Annotated in this window: 11 protein-coding genes and 1 pseudogene; 6 read left to right on the top strand and 6 right to left on the bottom strand. The window is 73.4% G+C overall.

Annotated elements, in window-relative coordinates; translation table 11 throughout:
• Positions 1-296: 296 nt before the first annotated feature.
• Positions 297-845, bottom strand: a complete 549-nt coding sequence (locus BKI49_RS17770) for a MarR family winged helix-turn-helix transcriptional regulator (protein ID WP_095935250.1) — start codon at positions 843-845, stop codon at positions 297-299.
• Between the two features lie 195 nt (positions 846-1,040).
• On the opposite strand from BKI49_RS17770, the gene BKI49_RS17775 reads away from it, so the two are divergent.
• Entirely contained in the window at positions 1,041-2,315 is a 1,275-nt protein-coding gene (locus BKI49_RS17775) for an MFS transporter (RefSeq protein WP_095935251.1), read from the top strand.
• Positions 2,316-2,388: 73 nt separating this feature from the next.
• Here the strand turns inward: BKI49_RS17775 and BKI49_RS17780 are convergent, their stop codons facing one another.
• The 3 genes and pseudogenes from BKI49_RS17780 to BKI49_RS17790 form a co-directional block, all read right to left on the bottom strand.
• Positions 2,389-3,204 (bottom strand): class I SAM-dependent methyltransferase, encoded by an 816-nt coding sequence (locus BKI49_RS17780; protein ID WP_095935252.1) that lies wholly within the window; start codon positions 3,202-3,204, stop codon positions 2,389-2,391.
• A 120-nt stretch (positions 3,205-3,324) separates the two neighbouring features.
• Positions 3,325-4,982 (bottom strand): annotated as a pseudogene (locus tag BKI49_RS17785) (ATP-binding SpoIIE family protein phosphatase).
• Between the two features lie 131 nt (positions 4,983-5,113).
• Complete coding sequence (locus BKI49_RS17790; protein WP_095935253.1) at positions 5,114-6,481, bottom strand: NAD(P)/FAD-dependent oxidoreductase; 1,368 nt, start codon at positions 6,479-6,481, stop codon at positions 5,114-5,116.
• 372 nt (positions 6,482-6,853) lie between these two features.
• Between BKI49_RS17790 and BKI49_RS17795 the strand changes: the two genes are divergently transcribed.
• The gene (locus BKI49_RS17795) at positions 6,854-7,621 is read left to right on the top strand and encodes a TetR/AcrR family transcriptional regulator (protein ID WP_095935254.1); all 768 of its coding nucleotides are present in this window, start codon (positions 6,854-6,856) and stop codon (positions 7,619-7,621) included.
• 458 nt (positions 7,622-8,079) lie between these two features.
• Positions 8,080-10,125 carry a sigma-70 family RNA polymerase sigma factor gene (locus BKI49_RS17800; protein ID WP_095935255.1) on the top strand — a complete coding sequence of 682 codons (2,046 nt, stop codon included), beginning with the start codon at positions 8,080-8,082 and terminating at the stop codon, positions 10,123-10,125.
• Positions 10,126-10,138: 13 nt separating this feature from the next.
• On the opposite strand, the gene BKI49_RS17805 is transcribed toward BKI49_RS17800, so the two are convergent.
• Positions 10,139-13,435: an AfsR/SARP family transcriptional regulator gene (locus BKI49_RS17805; protein WP_179332484.1), complete on the bottom strand. Its 3,297-nt coding sequence runs from the start codon at positions 13,433-13,435 to the stop codon at positions 10,139-10,141.
• A gap of 773 nt (positions 13,436-14,208) precedes the next feature.
• On the bottom strand, positions 14,209-16,305 hold the full coding sequence (locus BKI49_RS17810; RefSeq protein ID WP_095935256.1) for an asparagine synthase-related protein: 2,097 nt from the start codon (positions 16,303-16,305) through the stop codon (positions 14,209-14,211).
• Between the two features lie 803 nt (positions 16,306-17,108).
• Here BKI49_RS17810 and BKI49_RS17815 point away from each other — a divergent pair.
• From BKI49_RS17815 to trmB, 3 genes are all read left to right on the top strand, one after another.
• A complete protein-coding gene (locus BKI49_RS17815; RefSeq protein WP_095935257.1) occupies positions 17,109-18,533 on the top strand; it encodes an NsdA family TPR-like regulatory protein in 1,425 nt (474 codons plus the stop codon).
• Between the two features lie 133 nt (positions 18,534-18,666).
• The gene (gene lhgO, locus BKI49_RS17820; protein ID WP_257004841.1) at positions 18,667-19,872 is read left to right on the top strand and encodes an L-2-hydroxyglutarate oxidase; all 1,206 of its coding nucleotides are present in this window, start codon (positions 18,667-18,669) and stop codon (positions 19,870-19,872) included.
• 111 nt (positions 19,873-19,983) lie between these two features.
• Positions 19,984-20,829 (top strand): tRNA (guanosine(46)-N7)-methyltransferase TrmB, encoded by an 846-nt coding sequence (trmB, locus tag BKI49_RS17825; protein ID WP_095935259.1) that lies wholly within the window; start codon positions 19,984-19,986, stop codon positions 20,827-20,829.
• The last annotated feature ends 104 nt before the right edge of the window (positions 20,830-20,933 follow it).

The following is a 20,933-nucleotide window of genomic DNA, read 5'->3' on the forward strand; positions in this document are numbered from 1 at the left end:
TCTATCAGACTCTTTCGTCTCTGACTCCCAGTCAGGGGGGCTTGTCTTCCCGGCTGTTGGGCCGTTCCGACGTCCCAAACTTTAGCGGATCCTCCCGGCGGTTCCTAATCGGGCCGTCGAGCCCGAATCGAATTGAATTCGGGCACGCCGAATTCACCCCGACTGGGAGATCGTGCTGGTGGTTGGGTTGCCGCATCAGCGGCGGAGGTGCTGTCGCAGAACCGTTACGGCCCCGTGGCAACTCGAAGAACCTTACGGATCCGTCAGGACGATGTCAACCATCCCTGTCAAGATCTTTAATCGAGGTCGCTGAGCCGGCCGCCGGCGTCCGGCTGGGCGTGCTCCACGCGCCGCAGCAAGCGGGTCAGGGCCTCGCCCAGGACACCCCGCTCCTCGGCGGACAGGTCCTGGAGCAGGTCCTCCTCGAAGACGGTGGCGAGGCGCATCGCCTCCAGCCACTTCTCCCGACCCTCGTCCGTCAGCTCCACGATGACGCGCACACGGTTCGACTCGTCACGCTCCCTGGTGACCAGCCCCTCCGCGACCATGCGGTCGATGCGGTGGGTCATCGCGGCCGGGGTCAGACCCAGTCGCTTGGCCAGGTCGCTCGGGCCCATGCGGTACGGGGCGCCGGAGAGGACGAGGGCCTTGAGGACCTCCCATTCGGCATTGCTGATGCCGAGGGCGGCGGTCTGGCGGCCGTAGGCGACGTTCATACGCCGGTTCAGGCGGGAGAGCGCCGACACGATCTTCTCGACCTGGGGGTCGAGGTCCTGGAACTCGCGCTGGTAGGCGGCGATCTGTTCTTCGAGTGTCGGCTCGTTGACGCCGGGAGTGTCGCCCATGGCGGCAGTATCGCACGGCGTCGCTTGGCATTGAAGTCCTTCAAGGTGTAGAGTTCAACTTCTAACTTTAGCTTCGAAGTCTTCAGGTCTGCATTCATGCCCCCTGAACATGCGCCCGTGGCGGCGACATGGGCAGGGGGCACGTACGTGGCCCCTGGGGCTTCACGACCAAGGCAGGTGAAAGTGACCAGGGCGATGGGCGCAGCGATGCGCCGGATCCACGTGGGCAACGCTCTCAGCGCGTTCGGGCTCGGCTTTACGGTCCCCTTCCTCTACGTCTATGTGGCGCAGGTGCGGGGACTCGGCTCCATGACGGCGGGCGTCGTGCTCGCCGTCTTCGCCGTCGCCGCCCTGGTCGTGCTGCCGTTCGCCGGGCGGGCCATCGTCCGGCGCGGCCCGCTGCCGGTCCTGCTCGCCGCCCTGCTCACCGCCGCCGTCGGAGCGCTCAGCCTCGGTCTGGCCGGCAGCGCGGCCACCGTGCTGCTGTCGGCCGCCGCGCTCGGCGCGGGTCAGGCCGTGATGCAGCCGTCGCTGGCGACGATGATCGTGGACTGCTCCACCGCGGACACCCGCTCGCGTGCCTTCGCGATGCAGTTCTTCCTGCAGAACCTCGGCCTCGGCGTCGGCGGTCTGATCGGCGGCCACATCGTCGACACGAGCAGGGCGAGCTCGTTCACCCTGCTGTTCGCGATCGAGGCGGCCATGTTCCTGCTGCTCGTCGTGATCATGTCGACCGTGCGGATGCCGCGGGCACCCCGGATCGAGGGGAACGCGCCGCAGGCCAGGGGCGGCACCTGGAAGGAGCTGCTCGGCAACCGGGCCATGGTGCAGCTCTCCGTACTGGGCTTCGTGCTGTTCTTCGCCTGCTACGGGCAGTTCGAGTCGGGTCTGTCCGCGTACGGCGTCGAGGCGGCCGGTATCTCCACGTCCGCGCTCGGCACGGCGATGGCCGCCAACACGGCGATGATCGTGGTCGCGCAGTTCGCGGTCCTCAAGTTCGTCGAGCGCAGGAAGCGGTCCCGGGTGATCGCCGCGGTCGGGCTCATCTGGGCCGTGGCGTGGCTCGCGGCCGGGTACGCGGGTCTCGGGCACGGCAGCCGGACCATGGCGACCGCCGCGTTCGTCTCGACGTACGCGCTCTTCGGGCTCGGTGAGGCGATGCTGTCGCCGACGGTCGCCCCGCTGGTGGCCGACCTGGCGCCGACGGGCATGGCGGGTCAGTACAACTCCGCCTTCGCCCTGGTGAAGCAGCTCGCGCTGGCGATCGGTCCGGCGGTGGGCGGTCCGATGGGCGCGTCGCTGCACGGCCCGTACATCGTGACGTTCCTGCTGTTCTCGCTCGGCATCACGTTCCTCGCCGTGCGCCTGGGACGGCAGCTCACGCCCGCGCAGAACCAGCCGTCGCTCGTGAGGAGCCGGGTGGTCGCGCAGGGCGGCGCGCCGGCGGAGCCGGTCACGGCGAGCGCCTGACGCACGGACGTACCGGCACGGACGGGCGACGGCCGTCACCACGGAGCACCCTGGTGACGGCCGTCGTCGTGTGTCAGCGCACCGCCGTGACCAGGTTGGCCGTGAAGGGGACGGTCGCGCTGTGGTCGGGGGCGGTGCGGTCCGCGAGGTGGGCGTGGACGGCGCGGCCGGCCCGCGCGAGGGCCTCCTCGCCCCGGGTGTCGATGATCGTCTGGCCCCAGGAGGTCGAGGAGAGCTGGCCGGGTGCGTAGGCGTCGAGGGGCGGGAGGGCGACGCCGAAGCCGACCTCGCGGGCGGTGACGTCGTGGAAGCCGGCGGTGCGCAGGGCGGCGGTGAGGCGCTCCGCGGTGCCGGAGAAGGCGCCCTCGTAGTCCGCCGCGACGTCGGGTCCGCCGTACTCCATGACGGCCTCGTACTGGGCGACGAAGTACGGGATCAGCTCCCGCGCGGCCCAGGCGGTGGCGGCGAACCGGCCACCGGGCCGGGTCACCCGGGCCACCTCGGCGAAGGCGGCGTCGAGGTCGGGGAAGAACTGGACGCCCTGCTGGCAGACGACCGCGTCGAAGGTGGCGTCCTCGTAGGGGAGCTTGTCGGCGGGGGCCGTCGTGAAGTCGATGTCCGGGTACATGCGGGGCGCGTGCGCCCTGGCCACCCTGATCATGCCCTCGTTGACGTCCGCGCCGAAGACGCGGCCCGGCGGGCCCACGCGGGCGGCGACCGCGCGGGCCACGAAGCCGGTTCCGCACGCCAGGTCGAGGACCGTGGCGCCCGGGTAGAGGTCGACGGCGTCCAGGGCCGCGTCGACGAAGGGCGCCATGAACGGCGCGGCGTACTGCTCGTACCGCTCGGGGGCGGTTCCTTTGAGCTGAAAGCCCGTTTCGTCTGCCATGGGGGAGCTACTAGCACCGGTGGGTGCGGACGGCTAGATGGCGCGCGGAGGTGCCTCCGGCGTGCACCCCCTTCCGCCTGCCCGGTCCGCGCGCCGGGGGATCTCAGGCGACGGGCGGGCTCACGTGGTGCCGCCGCGGGGCAGGACGAACTCGCACCACACCGCCTTCCCGCCGCCGGGTGTGCGGCGCGAGCCCCAGGCGGAGGCGATCGTGGCGACGATGGCGATGCCGCGGCCGGCCTCGTCCCCGGGCTCGGCGCGGCGTCGGCGGGGCAGGTGCTCGTCGCCGTCGGTCACCTCGATGGTCAGGCGCCGGTCGGTGCGCCGCAGGCGCAGTCGCATCGGCGGGGTGCCGTGCTGGAGCGAGTTGGCGACGAGCTCGCTGACGGCGAGGACTCCCAGGTCGTGCAGATCCGCGGGGAAGCGCCAGCTGGTGAGGACACCGGAGGCGAAGGCACGCGCGCGTGGAGCCGCTTCGACCCCGCCGAGGAGCTCCAGGGCGGCGTTGCGGAACAGGTCGCTGTCCGCTCCGGTGCGCGCCGGGTGCTGGAGGACCAGGACGGCCACGTCGTCGTCGTGGTCGGCCGTGACGCCCGCCGAGCGGACCAGCCGGTCGCAGACCACCTGCGGTGTGCCGGTGGCTCCCGCCAGGGCACGCTCCAGCGCGGCGATCCCCTCGTCCAGGTCCTCGTCGCGGCGCTCCACGAGACCGTCCGTGTACAGGACGGCCGTGGAGCCGGGACCGAGCGGGACCGAGCCGGAGGCGTGCAGCCAGCCGCCGGTGCCGAGCGGCGGCCCGGTGGGCTCGTCGGCACGGTGGATGGTGCCGCTCTCGTCCCGTACGAGGATCGGCAGATGGCCGGCGGACGCGTACACGAGGCGCCCCTCGTTGGGGTCGTGGACGGCGTAGACGCAGGTGGCGATCTGGTTGGCGTCGATCTCGGTGGCGAGGCCGTCGAGGAGCTGCAGCACCTCGTGGGGCGGCAGGTCGAGGCGCGCGTACGCGCGGACGGCGGTGCGCAGCTGGCCCATGACGGCGGCGGCGCGCACGCCCCGTCCCATGACGTCGCCGATGACGAGGGCCGTCCGGCCGCCGCCGAGGGTGATCACGTCGTACCAGTCGCCGCCGACCGCGGCCTCCGTGCCGCCGGGCTGGTACGTCGCCGCGATGCGCAGGTCGTCGGGCTGCTCCAGCTCCTGGGGGAGCAGGGAGCGTTGCAGGGTGACGCCGTCTCGCGCTGGCGGCGCTCGCTGGCGCGCAACCGTTCGGCGGCCTCGGCGTGGTCGGTGACGTCGGTGGCGAAGACGAGCACCCCGCGGCCCTCGCCGTCCGGGGCGATGTCGACGGGCGTGCAGGTGAACGTGTAGGAGCGACCGCTCGGCACCTTGCGGGACTTGACCGTGCGGGGCTTGGCGCTGCGCAGCACCTGGTCGAGGAGCGGGAGCAGGCCGAGCGCGTCCAGTTCGGGCAGTGCCTCGCGCGCGGGCACGCCCACCGGGCGGGCGCCGAAGGCCGCCGCATAGGCGTCGTTGACGTAGGCGAGGCGGTGGTCGGACCCGTGCACGAGGGCGACGAGCGCCGGGACGCGGTCGAGGACCTCGCGCACGCGCAGTTCGTCGACGGCGAGGGCGGGCGGCGCGTCGTCGGTCAGCTGCTCGACGCGGGCCGCCGGCACGGAGCCTTCCCCTCGTCGGTCCGGGGTGACCGTGTGCTCGGTCCGCGCTGCGGCGCGGCGCTGCGTTCCGGGGAGCCGGGCGCTCCAGCGCGTGAAGTTCACAGTGGGGAAAGCCTCGTGGTGAGAAGGGCGAGCGGTTCGCCCGCCCGAGGTCGTGGACCAGTCTGGCAGTCTGGCGGACCGGGCCGACATCCGTCAGACGCCGGTCCGGCCGGTGGAGTTCCGCGGTCCGGTCAGGACGACCCCTTCGGGTCGTGAGGAGGCTTTCCACCGGCCGCGAGTTCGAACTCCGCACGGGGGTGTTCGAGCGAACCGAGAGACACGATCTCCCTCTTGAAGAGCCCCGCCAAGGTCCATTCGGCGAGCACACGGGCCTTGCGGTTGAAGGTGGGCACCCTGCTCAGGTGGTAGACGCGGTGCATGAACCAGGCAGGATAGCCCTTCAGCTTGCGGCCGTAGACGTGTGCGACGCCCTTGTGCAGTCCCAGCGACGCGACCGAGCCGACGTACTTGTGGGAGTACGTCTCCAGGGGCTCGCCGCGCAGGGAGTGCGCAATGTTGTCGCCGAGGGTCTTGGCCTGCCGTACGGCGTGCTGGGCGTTGGGCGCGGTGTCCGTGCCGGGCTTGTCCACGGTGACGTCCGGGACGGCGGCGGCGTCCCCCGCGGCCCACGCGTGCGGTGCGCCGTCGACGGTCAGCTCGGGGGTGCAGCGCAGCCGGCCGCGCTCGTTGAGCGGCAGGTCGGTGGCGGCGAGGATCGGGTGGGGCTTCACTCCGGCCGTCCACACGACCGTGCGGGTCGGGAAGCGCGCGCCGTCGCTGAGGACCGCGACGCGGTCCGCGCACGATTCGAGGCGGGTCTCCAGGCGCACGTCGATGTTGCGGCGGCGCAGCTCGGTGACCGTGTACTTGCCCATCTCCTCGCCGACCTCGGGGAGGATGCGGTCCGAGGCCTCGACGAGGATCCACTTCATGTCCTCGGGCCGGACGTTGTGGTAATAGCGCGCGGTGTAGCGGGCCATGTCCTCCAGCTCGCCGAGCGCCTCGACGCCCGCGTACCCGCCTCCGACGAAGACGAAGGTCAGGGCGGCGTCGCGGATCGCGGGGTCGCGGGTGGAGGAGGCGATGTCCATCTGCTCGATGACGTGGTTGCGCAGGCCGATGGCCTCCTCGACCGTCTTGAAGCCGATGGCGTAGTCGGCGAGGCCGGGGATCGGGAGGGTGCGCGAGACGGAGCCCGGGGCGAGGACCAGTTCGTCGTACGCGATCTGCTCGGCGCCGGCTCCCTCCTCCTCGGTGGCGAGGGTGGTGAGGGTCGCGGTGCGCTTGGCGTGGTCGATCGACTGGGCCTCACCGATGACGATCCTGCACTGGCCGAGGACCCGGCGCAGCGGGACGACGACGTGCCGCGGGGAGATCGAGCCCGCGGCGGCCTCGGGAAGGAACGGCTGATACGTCATGTACGGGTCGGGGGACACGACGGTGATCTCGACGTCGCCCCGCTTCAGTTCGGCCTTCAACTTCTGCTGGAGGCGCAGGGCCGTGTACATCCCGACGTAGCCGCCGCCGACAATGAGAATGCGCGCACGTTCCTTCACCATCCCATGACGCACCCGACAACAGCGTTTGTCCACAGCCCCGACAATTTGTGTGACCGGCCGCCGACAACGCGAAGAGTTGGCCGATTTGCCGGGCTCTGCGAGAAAACCGCAGCTCAGAGCGGGTGCGAGGGGGGCACGGAGGGGGCGCAATCGGGACGTAACCGGCCCGTACTCCGATCGGGGGGCGCTCCGTGCGGAACCTGCCCCTTCTGAATTGACTGCCTCTCAACTATGTTCGTGTGTCGACGGAGTGTAGGGGGATGCGCTCCACGGGTCCGACGGGGACCCGTGCGGACGAGTTCGTGCCCCATGCTCCGGCTATCAATGGCGGGGAGAGTCTCCGGGGGGAGACGTCATTACCGGGGGAACGTTATGCACATTCAGGACTCTCATTGGTCTTCCGCGTCTGCCATCGCGCCCGGCGGCGCGACGGGCGGCAACGGCCGGGTGCCGGCGGACGCATCGCGCACCACACCGCTGCGCGTGGACGCACAGCGCAATCTCGAGCACGTCCTGCGCGCGGCGCGCGAGGTCTTCGGCGAGCTGGGGTACGGCGCGCCCATGGAGGACGTCGCCCGGCGCGCCCGGGTCGGCGTCGGCACGGTGTACCGGCGCTTCCCGAGCAAGGACGTCCTGGTCCGCCGCATAGCCGAGGAGGAGACCTCCCGGCTGACCGACCAGGCACGCGCGGCACTCGGCCAGGAGGACGAGCCGTGGTCGGCGCTCTCGCGCTTCCTGCGCACCTCGGTGGCCTCGGGCGCCGGACGGCTGCTGCCCCCGCAGGTGCTGCGGGTCGGCGTCGCCGAGGACGGCTCCGAGACGGACGAGGCGCGGGTGCCGCAGCAGCGCTCGCAGCCCACGCCCGAACTGCGGCTCGTCGAGCAGCGGCCGGCACCGGCCGTGGAGGAGTCGATCCTCCCGGCGGACGACGCCGGCGCGGCGGCCCTGCTCGACGTGGTGGGCCGACTGGTGGACCGGGCCCGTGCGGCGGGCGAACTGCGCGCGGACGTCACCGTCGCGGACGTCCTCCTGGTGATCGCGACGGCCGCCCCGTCGCTGCCGGACGCCGCCCAGCAGGCCGCGGCCTCGGCCCGGCTGCTCGACATCCTGCTGGAAGGCCTGCGCTCCCGCCCGGCGTGACCCACGCCAGGGGGCGCTCGATGTGAAGCGTGCGGTCCTGTCGCCCCGGCCTCTGCGCCGATGCGCTCCCGGACGGGGCGCCGGTTCGGGCCACGGGGCCGCAGCGGGCCGTACACACGGAGAGACCACGGCCCATCACGGGCCATGCTCACGAAGACCATGGCCCGTCGCGGGCCGTGGGCACGAAGAACAGCGGGCCCGTCGCGGGCCGTGCGTACGACGGCCACGGAGCCGACGCGCGCGGCCCTCGCACTGCACTCCACCCCTATCAGGCCATAAGCCAACTCCCGTTCGAGCAACGGCTGTTGACCATTCCCCGAACGAGTGACCAGTAGTACTCCCGGGTGGGAAGTCCCCCCGGACGAGTGGTTGGCCCGTTCGGGAAGGACCCGCCCCTGGAGCGTGTGGCACTCTTGCCCGGTATTCGGGTCCGAGTGTGCAGGCGGGGGCTTTCCGCGATGAGTTTTGACGGGCGGGACGAGTCACCCGGAGACGGTGACGCGGACGGCGGCGCGGACGGCAACGCGGAGACCGGCAAAGGCCCGGGAACCGGCGGAAGCCCAGAAGTCGGCGGAAGCCCGGAAGCCGACAACAGCCCGGAAGCCGGCGACGGCCCGACCCCACAGGTGCCCGGCCAGGTGCCCGGCCACATGCCAGGACAGGTACCCAGCCAGGGCGGACGCCAGGGCATCCCCTCGGCCCCCGTGCCCACAGGTGGAGCACCCGACACCGGCGTCCCGGCCCAGCGCGACCGGCGCGAGGACGGCGTGCTGCCGCCCCCGGTCGAACGGCCGCCCTCCGACGCCGGCCTCGTCGCACGGATGCGCGCGGGCGACGACACCGCCTACGAAGCGCTGTACCGGCGGCACGCGGAGGCCGTCCGCCGCTACGCCCGCACCTGCTGCCGGGACGCCCACACCGCCGACGACCTCACGGCCGAGGTCTTCGCCCGCATGCTCCAGGCGGTACGCGGCGGCAGCGGCCCCGAACACGCCGTCCGCGCGTACCTGCTGACGACGGTCCGCCGCGTCGCCGCGAACTGGACGAAGTCGGCGAAGCGTGAGCATCTGGTCGACGACTTCGCGGTGTTCGCCGCGCAGGCGGCCCGCGGATCCGACGTGTCCGACGACGACACGCTCGACCTGGGCGCGGACGTGCGCGCGATGCACGAGGCCGAGCAGTCCATGGCCATGCGGGCCTTCCGGTCGCTGCCCGAGCGCTGGCAGGCCGTGCTGTGGCACACCGAGGTCGAGGACGAGTCGCCGAGCGAGGTGGCCACCCTCTTCGGACTCGACGCCAACGGCACCCGCGTCCTCGCCAGCCGCGCCCGTGAGGGCCTCAAGCAGGCCTACCTCCAAGCGCACGTCAGCACCACGCTCACCATGGACGAGGAGTGCGCCCGGTACGCCGACCGGCTCGGCGCCTACGCCCGCGGCGGGCTGCGCACGCGCGCCGAGCGCGGACTGCGCAAGCACCTGGAGGAGTGCGCCAAGTGCCGGCTGGCCGCCGGCCAGATCAAGGAAGTCGCCGGCGGCATCCCCGCGGTCGTGCCGGTCGCCGTCATCGGCTGGTTCGGTGCCGCCGGGTACGGAAAGGCCGTCGCGCTCATCGCCGGCGGCGCCGGGGCCGGAGCGGCGGGGGCCGCGGGCGCGGCGGCGGGCGGCGGCTCCGGCGGGGCGAGCGCCGGAAGCGGCGCGGCGGCCGCGGAAGGGCTCGGGGCGCCGGTCAAGGCGGGCATCGCGGCGGGCGTCGTCGCCGTCGCCGCGACAGCGGTGGCACTCGCCCTGGCCGGCAACGACAGCCCGGCGAAGCGGCCCGAGGCGAAACCACCCGCCTCGCCCGCCGTCGAGGCGCCGCTGCCGTCACCGAAGCCTCCGAAGCAGGCGCCCGCGCCAAATCCCCCCGCCCCGGCGCCCACCCTGCCCCCGAAGCCGAGGCCCGAGCCGTCCCCGAAACCCACCCCCGACCTGTCCCCCACCCCCACGCCCACCCCGACGAAGGCGCAGCCCACGCCCCGCCCGACACCACCGCCACCACCGACGCCGACCCCGCCACCGCCCCCTCCCGCGCCGGTCGTCTACCAGTGGAGCGAGCTCGGCTACAGCATCGAGGGCGACCACACCGGCCCCGAGATGCGGCTCGGCGAGAGCACCTGGGTGTGGCAGCGCGACGGGCTGTCGATCGCGAACGACCGGTACGCCCACGGAGTGACCGTGCACGGCCGGTCCTCCGTCACCATCGACCTCAACCGCGCGTGCTCCTCGTACGACGCGACGGTCGGCGTCGACGACCTGACGATGGGCCTCGGCAGCGTGCGGTTCTCCGTCCACGCCGACGGGACGCGGCTGTGGCGGTCACCGCTGATCGAGGGCGGCGACCGGGCCGTCCCCGTCCACGTCGACCTCACCGGCCGCAGGACGGTCCGCCTCGAGGTCGAACCGCACGGCCCGTTCGACTCCGCGTCGCTGGCGGACTGGGCGGAGTCGAAGTTCCGGTGCGGGTGAGCGCGGTACGCCGTTATCCGGCGGCGCGCTCCCGCAACGCGGCGGCCAGGTCCCGCAGCGCCTCCTGAGTGGTGAAGTCCGCGCCCGCGGCCCGCTCGGACGCGTGGCGGACCGGGCCGAGGGCGGCGAGCGCGGCGGCCTCCGTACGCTCGGCGACGGTCTCCTCGCGGGCAGGCCGCGGATGGCCGCCACGCCACCGTGAACCCGCGGAGAGCAGCCGGACCGCGAGCGGATGGTCGCCGAGCTCGCCGACGAGCCCCGCGGCGACATCGACGAAAGCGGCCGCCACCACGTCGGCACACCGCAGGTCGACCGCCTCCCGCAGGGCGTCGACCATCTTCCGCAGACCGATGAGCGGCCCGGACTCGGCGACCGTCACCAGCGCGTCGACCCAGTTGAGCGCCGCGGTGAACTGCGGCGGCGGGCTGCCCAGGGCGGACTCGGCACGCGCCCGCTCGCACAGTTCGCGCGCGAAGGCGACCTCCCCTTCGTCCAGGACCATCTGGGCACGCAGCAGATGCACGAACGGTCTGGAATCCATCACCCCGTAGCGGTCGGCGGCGGCGCCCGCCTCGTCCAGGGTCGCCAAAGCCTTGGACCGCTCGCCGGAGCGGTACGCGACCTCCGCCAGCCGCGCGATCAGGAACGGCGTCTCCGCGTACGCCCCCACCTCGTGGGCGAGCCGCAGCGCCTCCTCGTACTCGCCCTTCGCCTCCCCGAAACGGCTGCGCGCCATGGCCGCCTCACCGGCCGCGCTGCACACCTGGGCCCGCATCCAGCGGTCGCCCACCCGGCGGCTGAGCACGCGCAGCTCCGCCAGGTCGTCATCGACGCCGGGCATGCCACCGGGGGCGTCGACGACCATGTGCGTGCGGAACATCAGCATGACGCCGACCTCCCATTCGCCGCCGTACTCACGGCAGTTGGCGATCGCCGCGTCGAGTGCGGGCTGCGCGTCGGTCGTCCCGCCGAGGAAGTACGAGGCCAGCGGCCAGACGAGTCCCGGCATCCGCGCCGCGTCCGGGCCACCCGCCTTGAAAGCGGCCTGCACACGCTCGATGTACTCCCGCGACCAGTCGTCCGCCCAGTCGCCGGGCGGCCCGGCCTCCAGCTTCATGAACAGGTCGAACATCCGCAGCCTCATCCGCATCGGACGCAGCGGATGAGACGCGTCGCGCCCGGGTGCCTCCAGGAACACCGCCACGGGGTCGACCGTTTGCAGCGCGGCGAGGAACGAGTGCGTGTCCTGCCCCGCGGGCATCGTGCCCAGTTCGGCCGCCGTGCCCAGCCGCAGCACGAACTCCGTCCATTCCGTGCCCTCACGGCGGTAGTTGCGCAGCCACCAGAACCATCCCATGGCGAGGACCACGGCGCCGGCCGTCTCCTCGTCACCGGCGACGACCGTGCGGTGCAGGGCCGCCCGGATGTTGTCGAGCTCGGCCTCCAGCCGGCGGATCCACGGGAGCTGCGCGGCGGAACGCAGCAGCGGTTCGGCCTCCTCCACGAGCGCGCGCACCCACGCGCGGTGCCGGCGCTCGGCCGCGGCGCGCAGCCCGGGGACCTCGGCGGCGCGCTCGGTGGCGTACTCGTGGATCGTCTCCAGCATGCGGTACCGCATGCCGCCCCACTCGTCGTCGTACGGCGTCGCGACGATCAGGGACTTGTCGACGAGCGCCCCGACGAGATCGGCCGCCGGGCCGGTGCACACGGCCTCCGCCGCCGCCAGGTCCCAGCCGCCGGCGAACACGGACACCTCGCGCAGCGCTGTCCGCTCCCGCTCGTCGAGCAGGTCCCAGGACCAGTCGACGACGGCACGCAGCGTCTGCTGGCGGGGCAGCACCGTACGGCTTCCGGAGGTCAGCAGACGGAAACGGTCGTCGAGCCGGTCGGCGATCTGGCGAGGGGTGAGCAGCCGCAGCCGCGCCGCCGCCAGCTCGATGGCGAGGGGGAGACCGTCGAGCCGCCGGCAGATCTCGTCCACCGCCGCCGCGTCGTGGAGCGCGACACCGGCGTCGGGACGCACGGCCGACGCCCGCTCCATGAACAGCCGGCGGGCCGGATCCGGTGGCAGGGGCTCGACCGGGCGCAGCAACTCGCCCGGCACACCGAGGGGTTCACGACTGGTCGCGAGGATCGTGAGGCCCGGGCAGTGCGTCAGCAGGGTCTCGGCGAGCTCGGCCGCCGCGCCGATGACGTGCTCGCAGTTGTCGAGGATCAGGAGCTGGCTGCGTGGGGCGCAGTGCTCGACGAGCAGCGCGACCGGGTCGTCCTGCGGCACCCCCGCCATCTCGTTGGTCATCAGGACGGTCTCGCGCAGACCGAGCGCGTTGACCACGGCGCCCGGGACCGCCTCGGGCCGGTCGAGCGGGGCCAGCTCGACGAGCCAGGCCTGCGGGAGCCCGGCGGCGGCCTCCTCCGCGAGGCGGGTCTTTCCCGAACCGCCCGGTCCGGTCAGGGTGACCAGGCGGGCCCTGCCGAGATCCGAACGGATGGCGTCGAGTTCGGGCTCCCGCCCCACGAACGAGTTCAGCCGAGGGCGCAGATTCCCGCCCCGCGAGGGCTCGGCCGGCCCGGCCTCGGGACCGCCCCCGGACGACCCGCTCAGCAACTGCGCGTGCAGCGACCGCAGTTCCGGCCCGGGATCGGCGCCCAGGCCCTCCAGCAGCCCGCGGCGCACCTCCTCGTACGCGGCGAGGGCGTCCGCTCCGCGCCCCGCGTCGCGCAGGGCGCGGATCAGCAGGACCTGCAACCCCTCGTCGTACGGATGGGCCGTCGTCAGCTCCCGCAGTTCCGGTACGACGTCGGAGGCACGGCCGAGCCGGAGGTCCGCCTCGGCCCGGGCCCGCGTCGCCTCCAGACGCAGCGCCTCCGGACGGGTCGCCGCCGAGCGGTCGGGCAGGTCGGCGAGGGCCGGGCCGCGCCACAGGGCCAGGGCCTCGCGCAGCCGGTCGGCCGCGGTCGTGGCATCGCCCCGGTCCAGAGCGGCCCGGCCCTCCGCGGCGAGCCGCTCGAAGACGAACAGGTCCACGTCGTCGCCGGTGGCACGGAGGCGGTAGCCGCCCGCCTCCGAGGCGACCTCGTCCTTGCCGATGGCCCGGCGGAGACGGCCGACCAGCGCCTGGAGCGCGGCGGGGGCGTCCGCGGGGGGAGCGTCCGCCCAGACCTCGTCGATGAGGGTGGCCGGGCTGGTGGGGTGGGCGGGGCGCTGGGCGAGTGCGGTGAGCAGGGCGCGTACGCGGGGGCCGCCCACGTCCACCTGGGTTCCCCGGTCGTCCTCCGCCTGGGTGATCCCCAGAATTCTGTACCGCACCCGCCCATTCTCGCCGCCCTCGCCCGCCGGAACACCGCCTTTCCCCGGCGAGCCGGTCCACACCCCCACCAGCACCCTCCCCCGGGGCTCCGCCCCCGGACCCCCGATCGGCCTGAACGGCCTCGTCCTCAAACGCCGGACGGGCTGAAAGGTCGCTCCCTGCCCTCAACGCGGGACGGGGCAAGTCGTGCCGCACGGGCGGGAGGCGGACGCACCCGACCCCGCAAGGCACCCGGAACTGGACCAGACCGGCCTGAACGGCCTCGTCCTCGAACGCCGGACGGGCTGAAAGGTCGCTCTCTGCCCTCAAGGCGGGACGAGACGGGAGCTGGCGCCGGACGGGAATTGCCGCCGGACGGGACTGGAACTGCCGCCGGACAGCAGGGAAGCTGCCGCCGGACGGGCTGGGGGTGGTTCCCTGCCCTCAACGCGGGACTAGACGGGAGGCTGCCGCCGGACGGGACGGGAGCTGCCGTCGGACGGGTCGACGGCCGGCCCCCAGCCCCACTCGCACCCGCGCCCGTATCCGCACCCCACTCACACCCGCACCCGCCCTCTCACCGAAGGGGCCGTGCCGGTGCATCAAATGCCCGTTGCGGACGGCAACACGAACCCACCGCACTGACACACCGGACCAGACGACGGCTGCAACGGGCGGATCACCGGCACGGACCCGACCCACCCACCGGACAGACGGCGCCCCACCCACCGGACCGGAGGCAACCCACCCACCGGACCGGAGGCGGCGAAACGGCCCGACAGCGCGCCCCGGCTCAGGCGTGACGCCCCGCCCCCGCCCCCAGAGCCCGCCCCTGCGGCACTATCCCCGCAGGAACGGCCCGCTGGCGAGCCGGAGTCCCCGTCCAGCACGTACCGCGGCGGGACAGCAGCCGGCGCAGCCACACCTCCAGGGAGACGAGATCGGCGAGGCCGTCCAGCGGCAGGGTCTCGCCCTCCGAGGCCGCGCGGAGCGCCTTGCGGACGACCCGGGCCTCGACCAGCCCCGCCTGAGCGAGCAACGGCGTGTCGAACAGCCCGATCAGGGGGTCCGCGAACGCCCGCAACCCCGTCCGCGCGGCCGCCGCCGACGACGCATGGGACGGCGCACCCCACCCCGGCGGCAGATCCCCCACCCCGGCCCCTTCCAGCACCGTACGGAGAATCGCCGCCCGCGCCCCGGGCTGCACCCGCAGCGCCTCCGGAAGGCTCCGGCACGCCCGCACCACCTGGTTGTCCAGGAACGGAGCGTGCAGCCGCTGGAAGCGGATCTCGGCGGCCTGCTCCAGCACCCGCACGTCCGCCGCGTGCCGGGCCAGCGCGGCCCGCGCCCGGAAGTCGCCGGGCCGCTGCCCGGGTCCGACCCCGGCCCGCCCTCCACCCGCCTGGAGGCGAACCGATACTTCAGCCAACGCCTCCCCGGTCAGCCAACGCGCCGCGGGCCCGGGTCTGGCCCAGGTGAGCGCGGCGAGCGACGCCCCCACGGCCCCGCCGGGCTCCTCGAACCGCCGGTGCAGCAGCCGCTCGGCGAGGACGTCGACCCCGCTGCGGTAGGGCGTACGGGCCAGCTTCCGCGCCGCCGCGTACACGCGCGCGGGGACCATCACCGACCCGTCGGCCTTCGCCAACGCGGCGACGGGCCGCACCAGATGGCGCCGCTTGCGGTCCATCAGGAGGTCCGCCAGCCGGGCGGGGTGCGCGTCGAGGACCTGCCGGGCGCCGTACCCCGTGAAGTGGTCCGCGCTGCCGGAGGCGAGTCGCGCGCGGTGGCGTGCGGCCGTCACCAGGGACGGCCCCGGCTCGTCCGTCAGCGGGCCTTCGAGGTCGGCGTAGGGCAGGACCTCCTCGCCCCCGGCGACGACGACATGGTGCAGCCGGGGATTCGCGGCCAGCGTCCCGGCCCGCTCCAGCTCGGCCTCCCGCCCTCTGACGGCGAGGTCGTTGAAGGTGACCGCGAGCAGCCGTTCACCGGCGCCGGTGCCGTGCCCGAGGACCGTGCCGGGCGCCCCGGGAAGCCCGGCGGCGAGCAGCGCCAGCGTCCCGGACGCGGGCCCGCCGGAGAGGTCGGCGCCGATGCCCGGCACGGGCATGCCGCGCGCGGCGCGCCGCTCGGCCGGCCCCATCCCGGGCACCGGCCCGGGGTCCACGTCGGTGCCGGGCACGTGCCGCGGCGCGGCGAGACGCGCGCGGACGGCCTCCACGAGGGCGTCCCGCACGGCGTCCACGGCGCTGTCGGGGTCGGCGGAGGGGGCGGCGACGGCGAGGGACGCGACGGGTTCGTACCCGGCGATCTCCCGCGCCCCCGCGCGCAGGATGAGCGCGTGCCCCGGCGGAATGCGCCGCACCCCTTCGTACGGGGTCGAGTCGTGCACGGCGTCCGGCACGTCGGGGGCGGCGAGCAGGGCCGCGAGATGCCCGAAGTCGAGGTTGGCCTCGATGAGGTCGGCGAGGGGCAGCGCGGCGGTCGCGTACGCGGTGCCGCCGGCCCAGGGCGTGTAGAAGACGGGCCGGGCGCCCGCGAGGTCGCCGCAGACGGTCACGCGCCGGCCCACCTGGACGACGGCGGTGTAGCTGCCCGCCCAGTTGGTCAGGTGCCGAAGGGCCCCGCCGCGCGCGGCGAACAGCCCGACGCGGAGCTCCTCGTCGGAGGCCGCGCAGGTGCCGAGGACGGCGATGCGGTTCTGCGGGTCGGCCTTCACGACGCGGACCTCGTCGGGGCGCCAGTCGCCGACGGCCCAGAGGGGATCGGGATCGCCCCACAGGAGTTGGGAGCCGACCGGATGCACGGTCTCGCCGTCGTTGCCGGTAGCGCCCGCCGAGCCGATCTCAGGCGCTCTGGCGGCGGTACTGCTCCACCCCACCAACCATCGCATCGCCGCCTCCACAGGCTGTGGACAACCAGTGCACCGTACGAACTGGGCACCATGCTGCCACGAAGGAAGCGCGCGGGAGGGCCCCTGCGGCGGCTTGCGCTCCCTGAAATGCGCCCCTGTGCATGCGTCCGCGCCGCTCCGCACCCGCCACGCGCCCACCGGGACCTGCCCACCCGGGCACAGCGAGCCGGCGCTCAACCGCCTTGGCCCACAGGCGAATCCACCCGGGAACCCGGCGCGCCCACCCCGCGCCGCAGTCCGCACGGGGCCCACGCGGGCTCCCCCCGCCCCCACCCGGCCGACGCGAATGCGCCCCCGATACGCTCCCCCAAAACCCCCTACGCGCCCTCAACTCACGTGGTAGGAGCCCTATTCGCCGCGGAAAGCCGCCATCGATTTTCAGCCAAATCGGCTACGGGCGCGCAGGCATGCACACTCTCCGTACAGGCCCTGCGCACCGCTTCGGCAACGCACAGTCCGGGAGGCGGAGTTCGCCTCCCGGACCGGTCCGCCGCCCGCGGGGATGGAGGCGGCGGTGTCCCCCAGCCCACTGGATCCAGTACAGCGGGCCGACCCACGCAGGGTTCATGGAAGCGCTCCCCGGATGGCCGGAGAAGAGCGCACGGGCAGGCGCACAGCCACACAGCGGGAGCACATCGCAACCGTCCGTACAGTCGTACGGACCACAATCCCGCCATCCGGAAGAACGCCCCTTAACGCTTGGGATCGGGCGAACTACGCTGGGTTTACGAATGCCGCGTGGTTATGCCAGCGCGGCAGCCGTCTGTGTCGAGGGGTGGCGCATGTCCAGGGAGCAACGCGGGCCGAACGAAAAACTCGGCGCCGTTCTCGCCCTCGCGGGAATCAGCAACGCAGGACTCGCGCGACGCGTCAACGACCTTGGCGCCCAACGCGGGTTGACTCTTCGCTACGACAAGACGTCGGTGGCACGCTGGGTGTCGAAGGGAATGGTGCCGCAAGGTGCGGCGCCGCACCTCATCGCCGCCGCCATCGGCCAGAAGCTCGGCCGCCCCGTGCCGCTCCACGAGATCGGCCTGGCGGACGCGGACCCCGCGCCGGAAGTGGGCCTCGCCTTCCCCCGGGACGTCGGACAGGCGGTGCGGTCGGCCACCGAGCTGTACCGCCTCGACCTCGCAGGTCGCCGCGCAGGTGGCGGCGGCATCTGGCAGTCGCTGGCCGGCTCCTTCGCAGTGAGCGCATACGCAACTCCCGCTTCCCGTTGGCTGATAACACCGGCCGACAGTTCGGTGGCGCGCGAGGTGAACCCCGGTGAGGGCTCCGGAGCACCGCTGAAAGTCGGCCACAGCGACGTGCAGAAGCTGCGCGAGGCAGCCGAGGACGCCAGGCGCTGGGACTCCAAGTACGGAGGCGGCGACTGGCGTTCGTCGATGGTGCCCGAGTGCTTACGGGTGGAGGCGGCTCCGCTGCTGCTCGGCTCGTACTCCGACGAGGTCGGCAGGGCCCTGTTCGGGGCCAGCGCCGAACTCACCCGTCTCGCGGGCTGGATGGCCTTCGACACGGGCCAGCAGGAGGCGGCCCAGCGCTACTACATCCAGGCGCTGCGGCTCGCGCGCGCGGCCGCCGACGTCCCCCTCGGCGGCTACGTCCTGGCGTCGATGTCCCTCCAGGCGACCTATCGCGGATTCGGCGACGAGGGCGTCGACCTCGCCCAGGCCGCCCTGGAGCGCAACAGGGGACTGGCCACGGCCCGCACCATGAGCTTCTTCCGTCTCGTCGAGGCACGCGCGCACGCACGCGCGAGTGACGCGCAGGCGGCGGGCGCCGCCCTGAAGGCCGCAGAGGGCTGGCTGGAGCGGTCCCGGGAGGGCGACAACGACCCGTCCTGGCTCGGCTTCTACTCCTACGACCGCTTCGCCGCCGACGCGGCGGAGTGCTATCGCGACCTGAAGGCACCCCGCCAGGTGCGCCGCTTCACCGAGCAGGCTCTGTCGAAACCGACGGAGGAGTTCGTCCGCTCCCACGGCCTGCGCCTGGTGGTGTCGGCTGTCGCGGAGCTGGAGTCGGGCAATCTGGACGCCGCGTGCGAGCAGGGCGTCCGGGCGGTGGAGGTCGCGGGGCGCATCTCCTCGGCGCGCACCACCGAGTACGTCAAGGATCTCCTGCACCGGCTGGAGCCGTACGGCGACGAGCCGCGCGTGGTCGAGCTGCGGGAGCGCGCACGGCCGCTGCTGATGGCTCCGGCCTAGCGGCGCCGGGGCCGGGCCCCGAGGAGCGGGCGCGACGCGGGCCGGGATGCGTCCTGCGCGTCCTCGGGGCACCTTCCGGGTTTGAGGGCATTGTCAGTGGCGCAGTGCACTATCGAGTCGGGAGGTGTGGCAGGTGCGGAGCACGTACGACTGCGATGTGCTGGTGATCGGCGGCGGGATCGTCGGCCTGTCGACGGCGTATGCGATCACGCGCGCGGCGCCGGGCACGCGGGTGACGGTGCTGGAGAAGGAGCGGGGCCCCGCCCGTCACCAGACGGGACGCAACAGCGGGGTGATCCACAGCGGTGTCTACTACCGCCCGGGCTCCCTCAAGGCGCAGTACGCGACGCGGGGCGCCACCGAGATGGTCAAGTTCTGCGCGGAGTACGGCATCGCGCACGCCGTCACCGGCAAGCTGATCGTCGCCACGGAGAAGCCCGAGCTGCCCCGGCTGCACGCGCTGGTGCAGCGCGGCCGGGAGAACGGCATTCCGGTGCGCGAGCTGGGCCCCACCCAGATCGCGGAGTACGAGCCGGAGGTCCATGGCCTCGCCGCGATCCATGTCGGCACGACGGGGATCTGCGACTTCGTCGCGGTGGCCCGGCAGCTGGCGGAGGCCTCCGGGGCCGAGATCCGGTACGGGGCCGAGGTCGTCCGCATCGACCGCCGCCCGGCCCTGGGCGCCGCGGTGCGCACCGCCGACGGCACGATCGTCCGCGCCCGCGTCCTCGTGAACTGCGCGGGGCTGCACTGCGACGAGATCGCCCGGCTCACGGGCGACGACCCCGGGATGCGCATCGTGCCGTTCCGCGGCGAGTACTACACGCTGGCGCGGCCCGAGCTGGTCCGAGGACTGGTCTATCCCGTGCCCGACCCCGCGTTCCCCTTCCTCGGGGTGCACCTCACCCGCGGCATCGACGGCGGCGTCCACATCGGCCCGAACGCGGTGCCCGCGCTCGCCCGCGAGGGGTACGACTGGAGCGTCGTACGCCCCCGTGAGCTCGGTTCGACCCTGAGCTGGCCCGGTTCCTGGCGGATCGCCCGACGGCACTGGCGGTACGGCGCCGGGGAGCTGCGGCGCTCCCTGTCGACGGCGGCGTTCACCACGGCCGTCCGGCGTCTGCTGCCCGCGGTGGCCCCGGAGGACCTGGTCCCCGCGGCGGCCGGGGTGCGGGCCCAGGCGGTCCTGCGCGACGGCACCCTGGTGGACGACTTCCTGATCAAGGAGGGCCCCCGGACGGTCCACGTGCTGAACGCGCCGTCACCCGCGGCCACGGCCTCGCTGCCCATCGGAAGGGAGGTCGCCCGCAGGGCACTGGCCGCACTGGCCGGCACATGACACTCCGGTCCCCCGGCCGGACCCGGCCCCTGCTGCCCCTGCTGCCCCTGGGGGACCTTGTCCCGGACCCGGATCCCCCACCCCGCACACCCCCGTAAAATCGACACCACTGTGTCTGACTTCCTTGACTCCCCCGAAGAGGCCGGGCCGGCCACCGACGCCGGCTCGCTGCGGCATACCCGTGCGAAGGGCGAGCCCCGGTTCCCCGACGGCCCGAAGGCCGACCCCGCCGGGTCGCACTTCGAGCGGCGCATCCGGAGCTTCCAGCCGCGTCGCAGCCGGGTGACGGCCGGGCAGGCGGACGCGCTCCAGCGGCTGTGGCCCAAGTGGGGTCTGGACATCGACGGGCAGCGGACGATCGATCTGGCCGAGCTGTTCGGGACCGACTGCCCCGTCGTGCTGGAGATCGGTTTCGGGATGGGCGAGGCCACCGCGCAGATGGCGGCCGAGGACCCGAAGACCGGGATCCTCGCGGTCGACGTGCACACGCCGGGCCAGGGCAACCTGCTCAATCTCGCCGACCACAACGGCCTGTCCAATGTCCGTGTGGCCAACGGCGACGCGATCATCCTGCTCAGGGAGATGCTCCGGCCGGAGTCCCTGAGCGGTCTGCGGGTGTACTTCCCCGACCCCTGGCCCAAGAAGCGGCACCACAAGCGGCGGCTGATCCAGCCCGAGTTCCTCAGCCTGGTGGCGACCCGCCTCAAGCCGGGCGCGATCGTGCACTGCGCGACCGACTGGGAGCCCTACGCCGAGCAGATGCTCGAAGTGCTGAGCGCACACCCCGACTTCGAGAACACCCAGCCCGACGGCGGTTACGCGCCACGTCCCGGCTTCCGGCCACTGACCCGTTTCGAGGGCCAGGGACTGGACAAGGGTCATGTGGTGAACGACCTCCTCTTCCGGCGCGTACAGCAGCTCGAAGAGCACCCGGACCAGCAGTCCGCCGACGGCTGAAGGGCCGCTGAAGCCCCGGGAGCCACCCGGGCGTCCCTTCGGTGTCCGCGCGGGTGCCCCGGGCAGCACCAGGCACCGTCGCGGGCTGCGCCCCTCCCTCGTTA

The sequence above is a fragment of the Streptomyces sp. Tue6028 genome (genome assembly GCF_002300165.1).
In the GTDB taxonomy this organism is placed as follows: Bacteria; Actinomycetota; Actinomycetes; order Streptomycetales; family Streptomycetaceae; genus Streptomyces; species Streptomyces siamensis.

Coding starts and splice junctions, on each gene's coding strand:
- BKI49_RS17770 (WP_095935250.1), bottom strand. CDS start 845: ATGGGCGACACTCCCGGCGTCAACGAGCCGACACTCGAAGAACAGATC.
- BKI49_RS17800 (WP_095935255.1), top strand. CDS start 8,080: ATGAGTTTTGACGGGCGGGACGAGTCACCCGGAGACGGTGACGCGGAC.
- BKI49_RS17790 (WP_095935253.1), bottom strand. CDS start 6,481: ATGGTGAAGGAACGTGCGCGCATTCTCATTGTCGGCGGCGGCTACGTC.
- BKI49_RS17775 (WP_095935251.1), top strand. CDS start 1,041: ATGGGCGCAGCGATGCGCCGGATCCACGTGGGCAACGCTCTCAGCGCG.
- BKI49_RS17795 (WP_095935254.1), top strand. CDS start 6,854: ATGCACATTCAGGACTCTCATTGGTCTTCCGCGTCTGCCATCGCGCCC.
- BKI49_RS17780 (WP_095935252.1), bottom strand. CDS start 3,204: ATGGCAGACGAAACGGGCTTTCAGCTCAAAGGAACCGCCCCCGAGCGG.
- BKI49_RS17810 (WP_095935256.1), bottom strand. CDS start 16,305: ATGCGATGGTTGGTGGGGTGGAGCAGTACCGCCGCCAGAGCGCCTGAG.
- BKI49_RS17815 (WP_095935257.1), top strand. CDS start 17,109: ATGTCCAGGGAGCAACGCGGGCCGAACGAAAAACTCGGCGCCGTTCTC.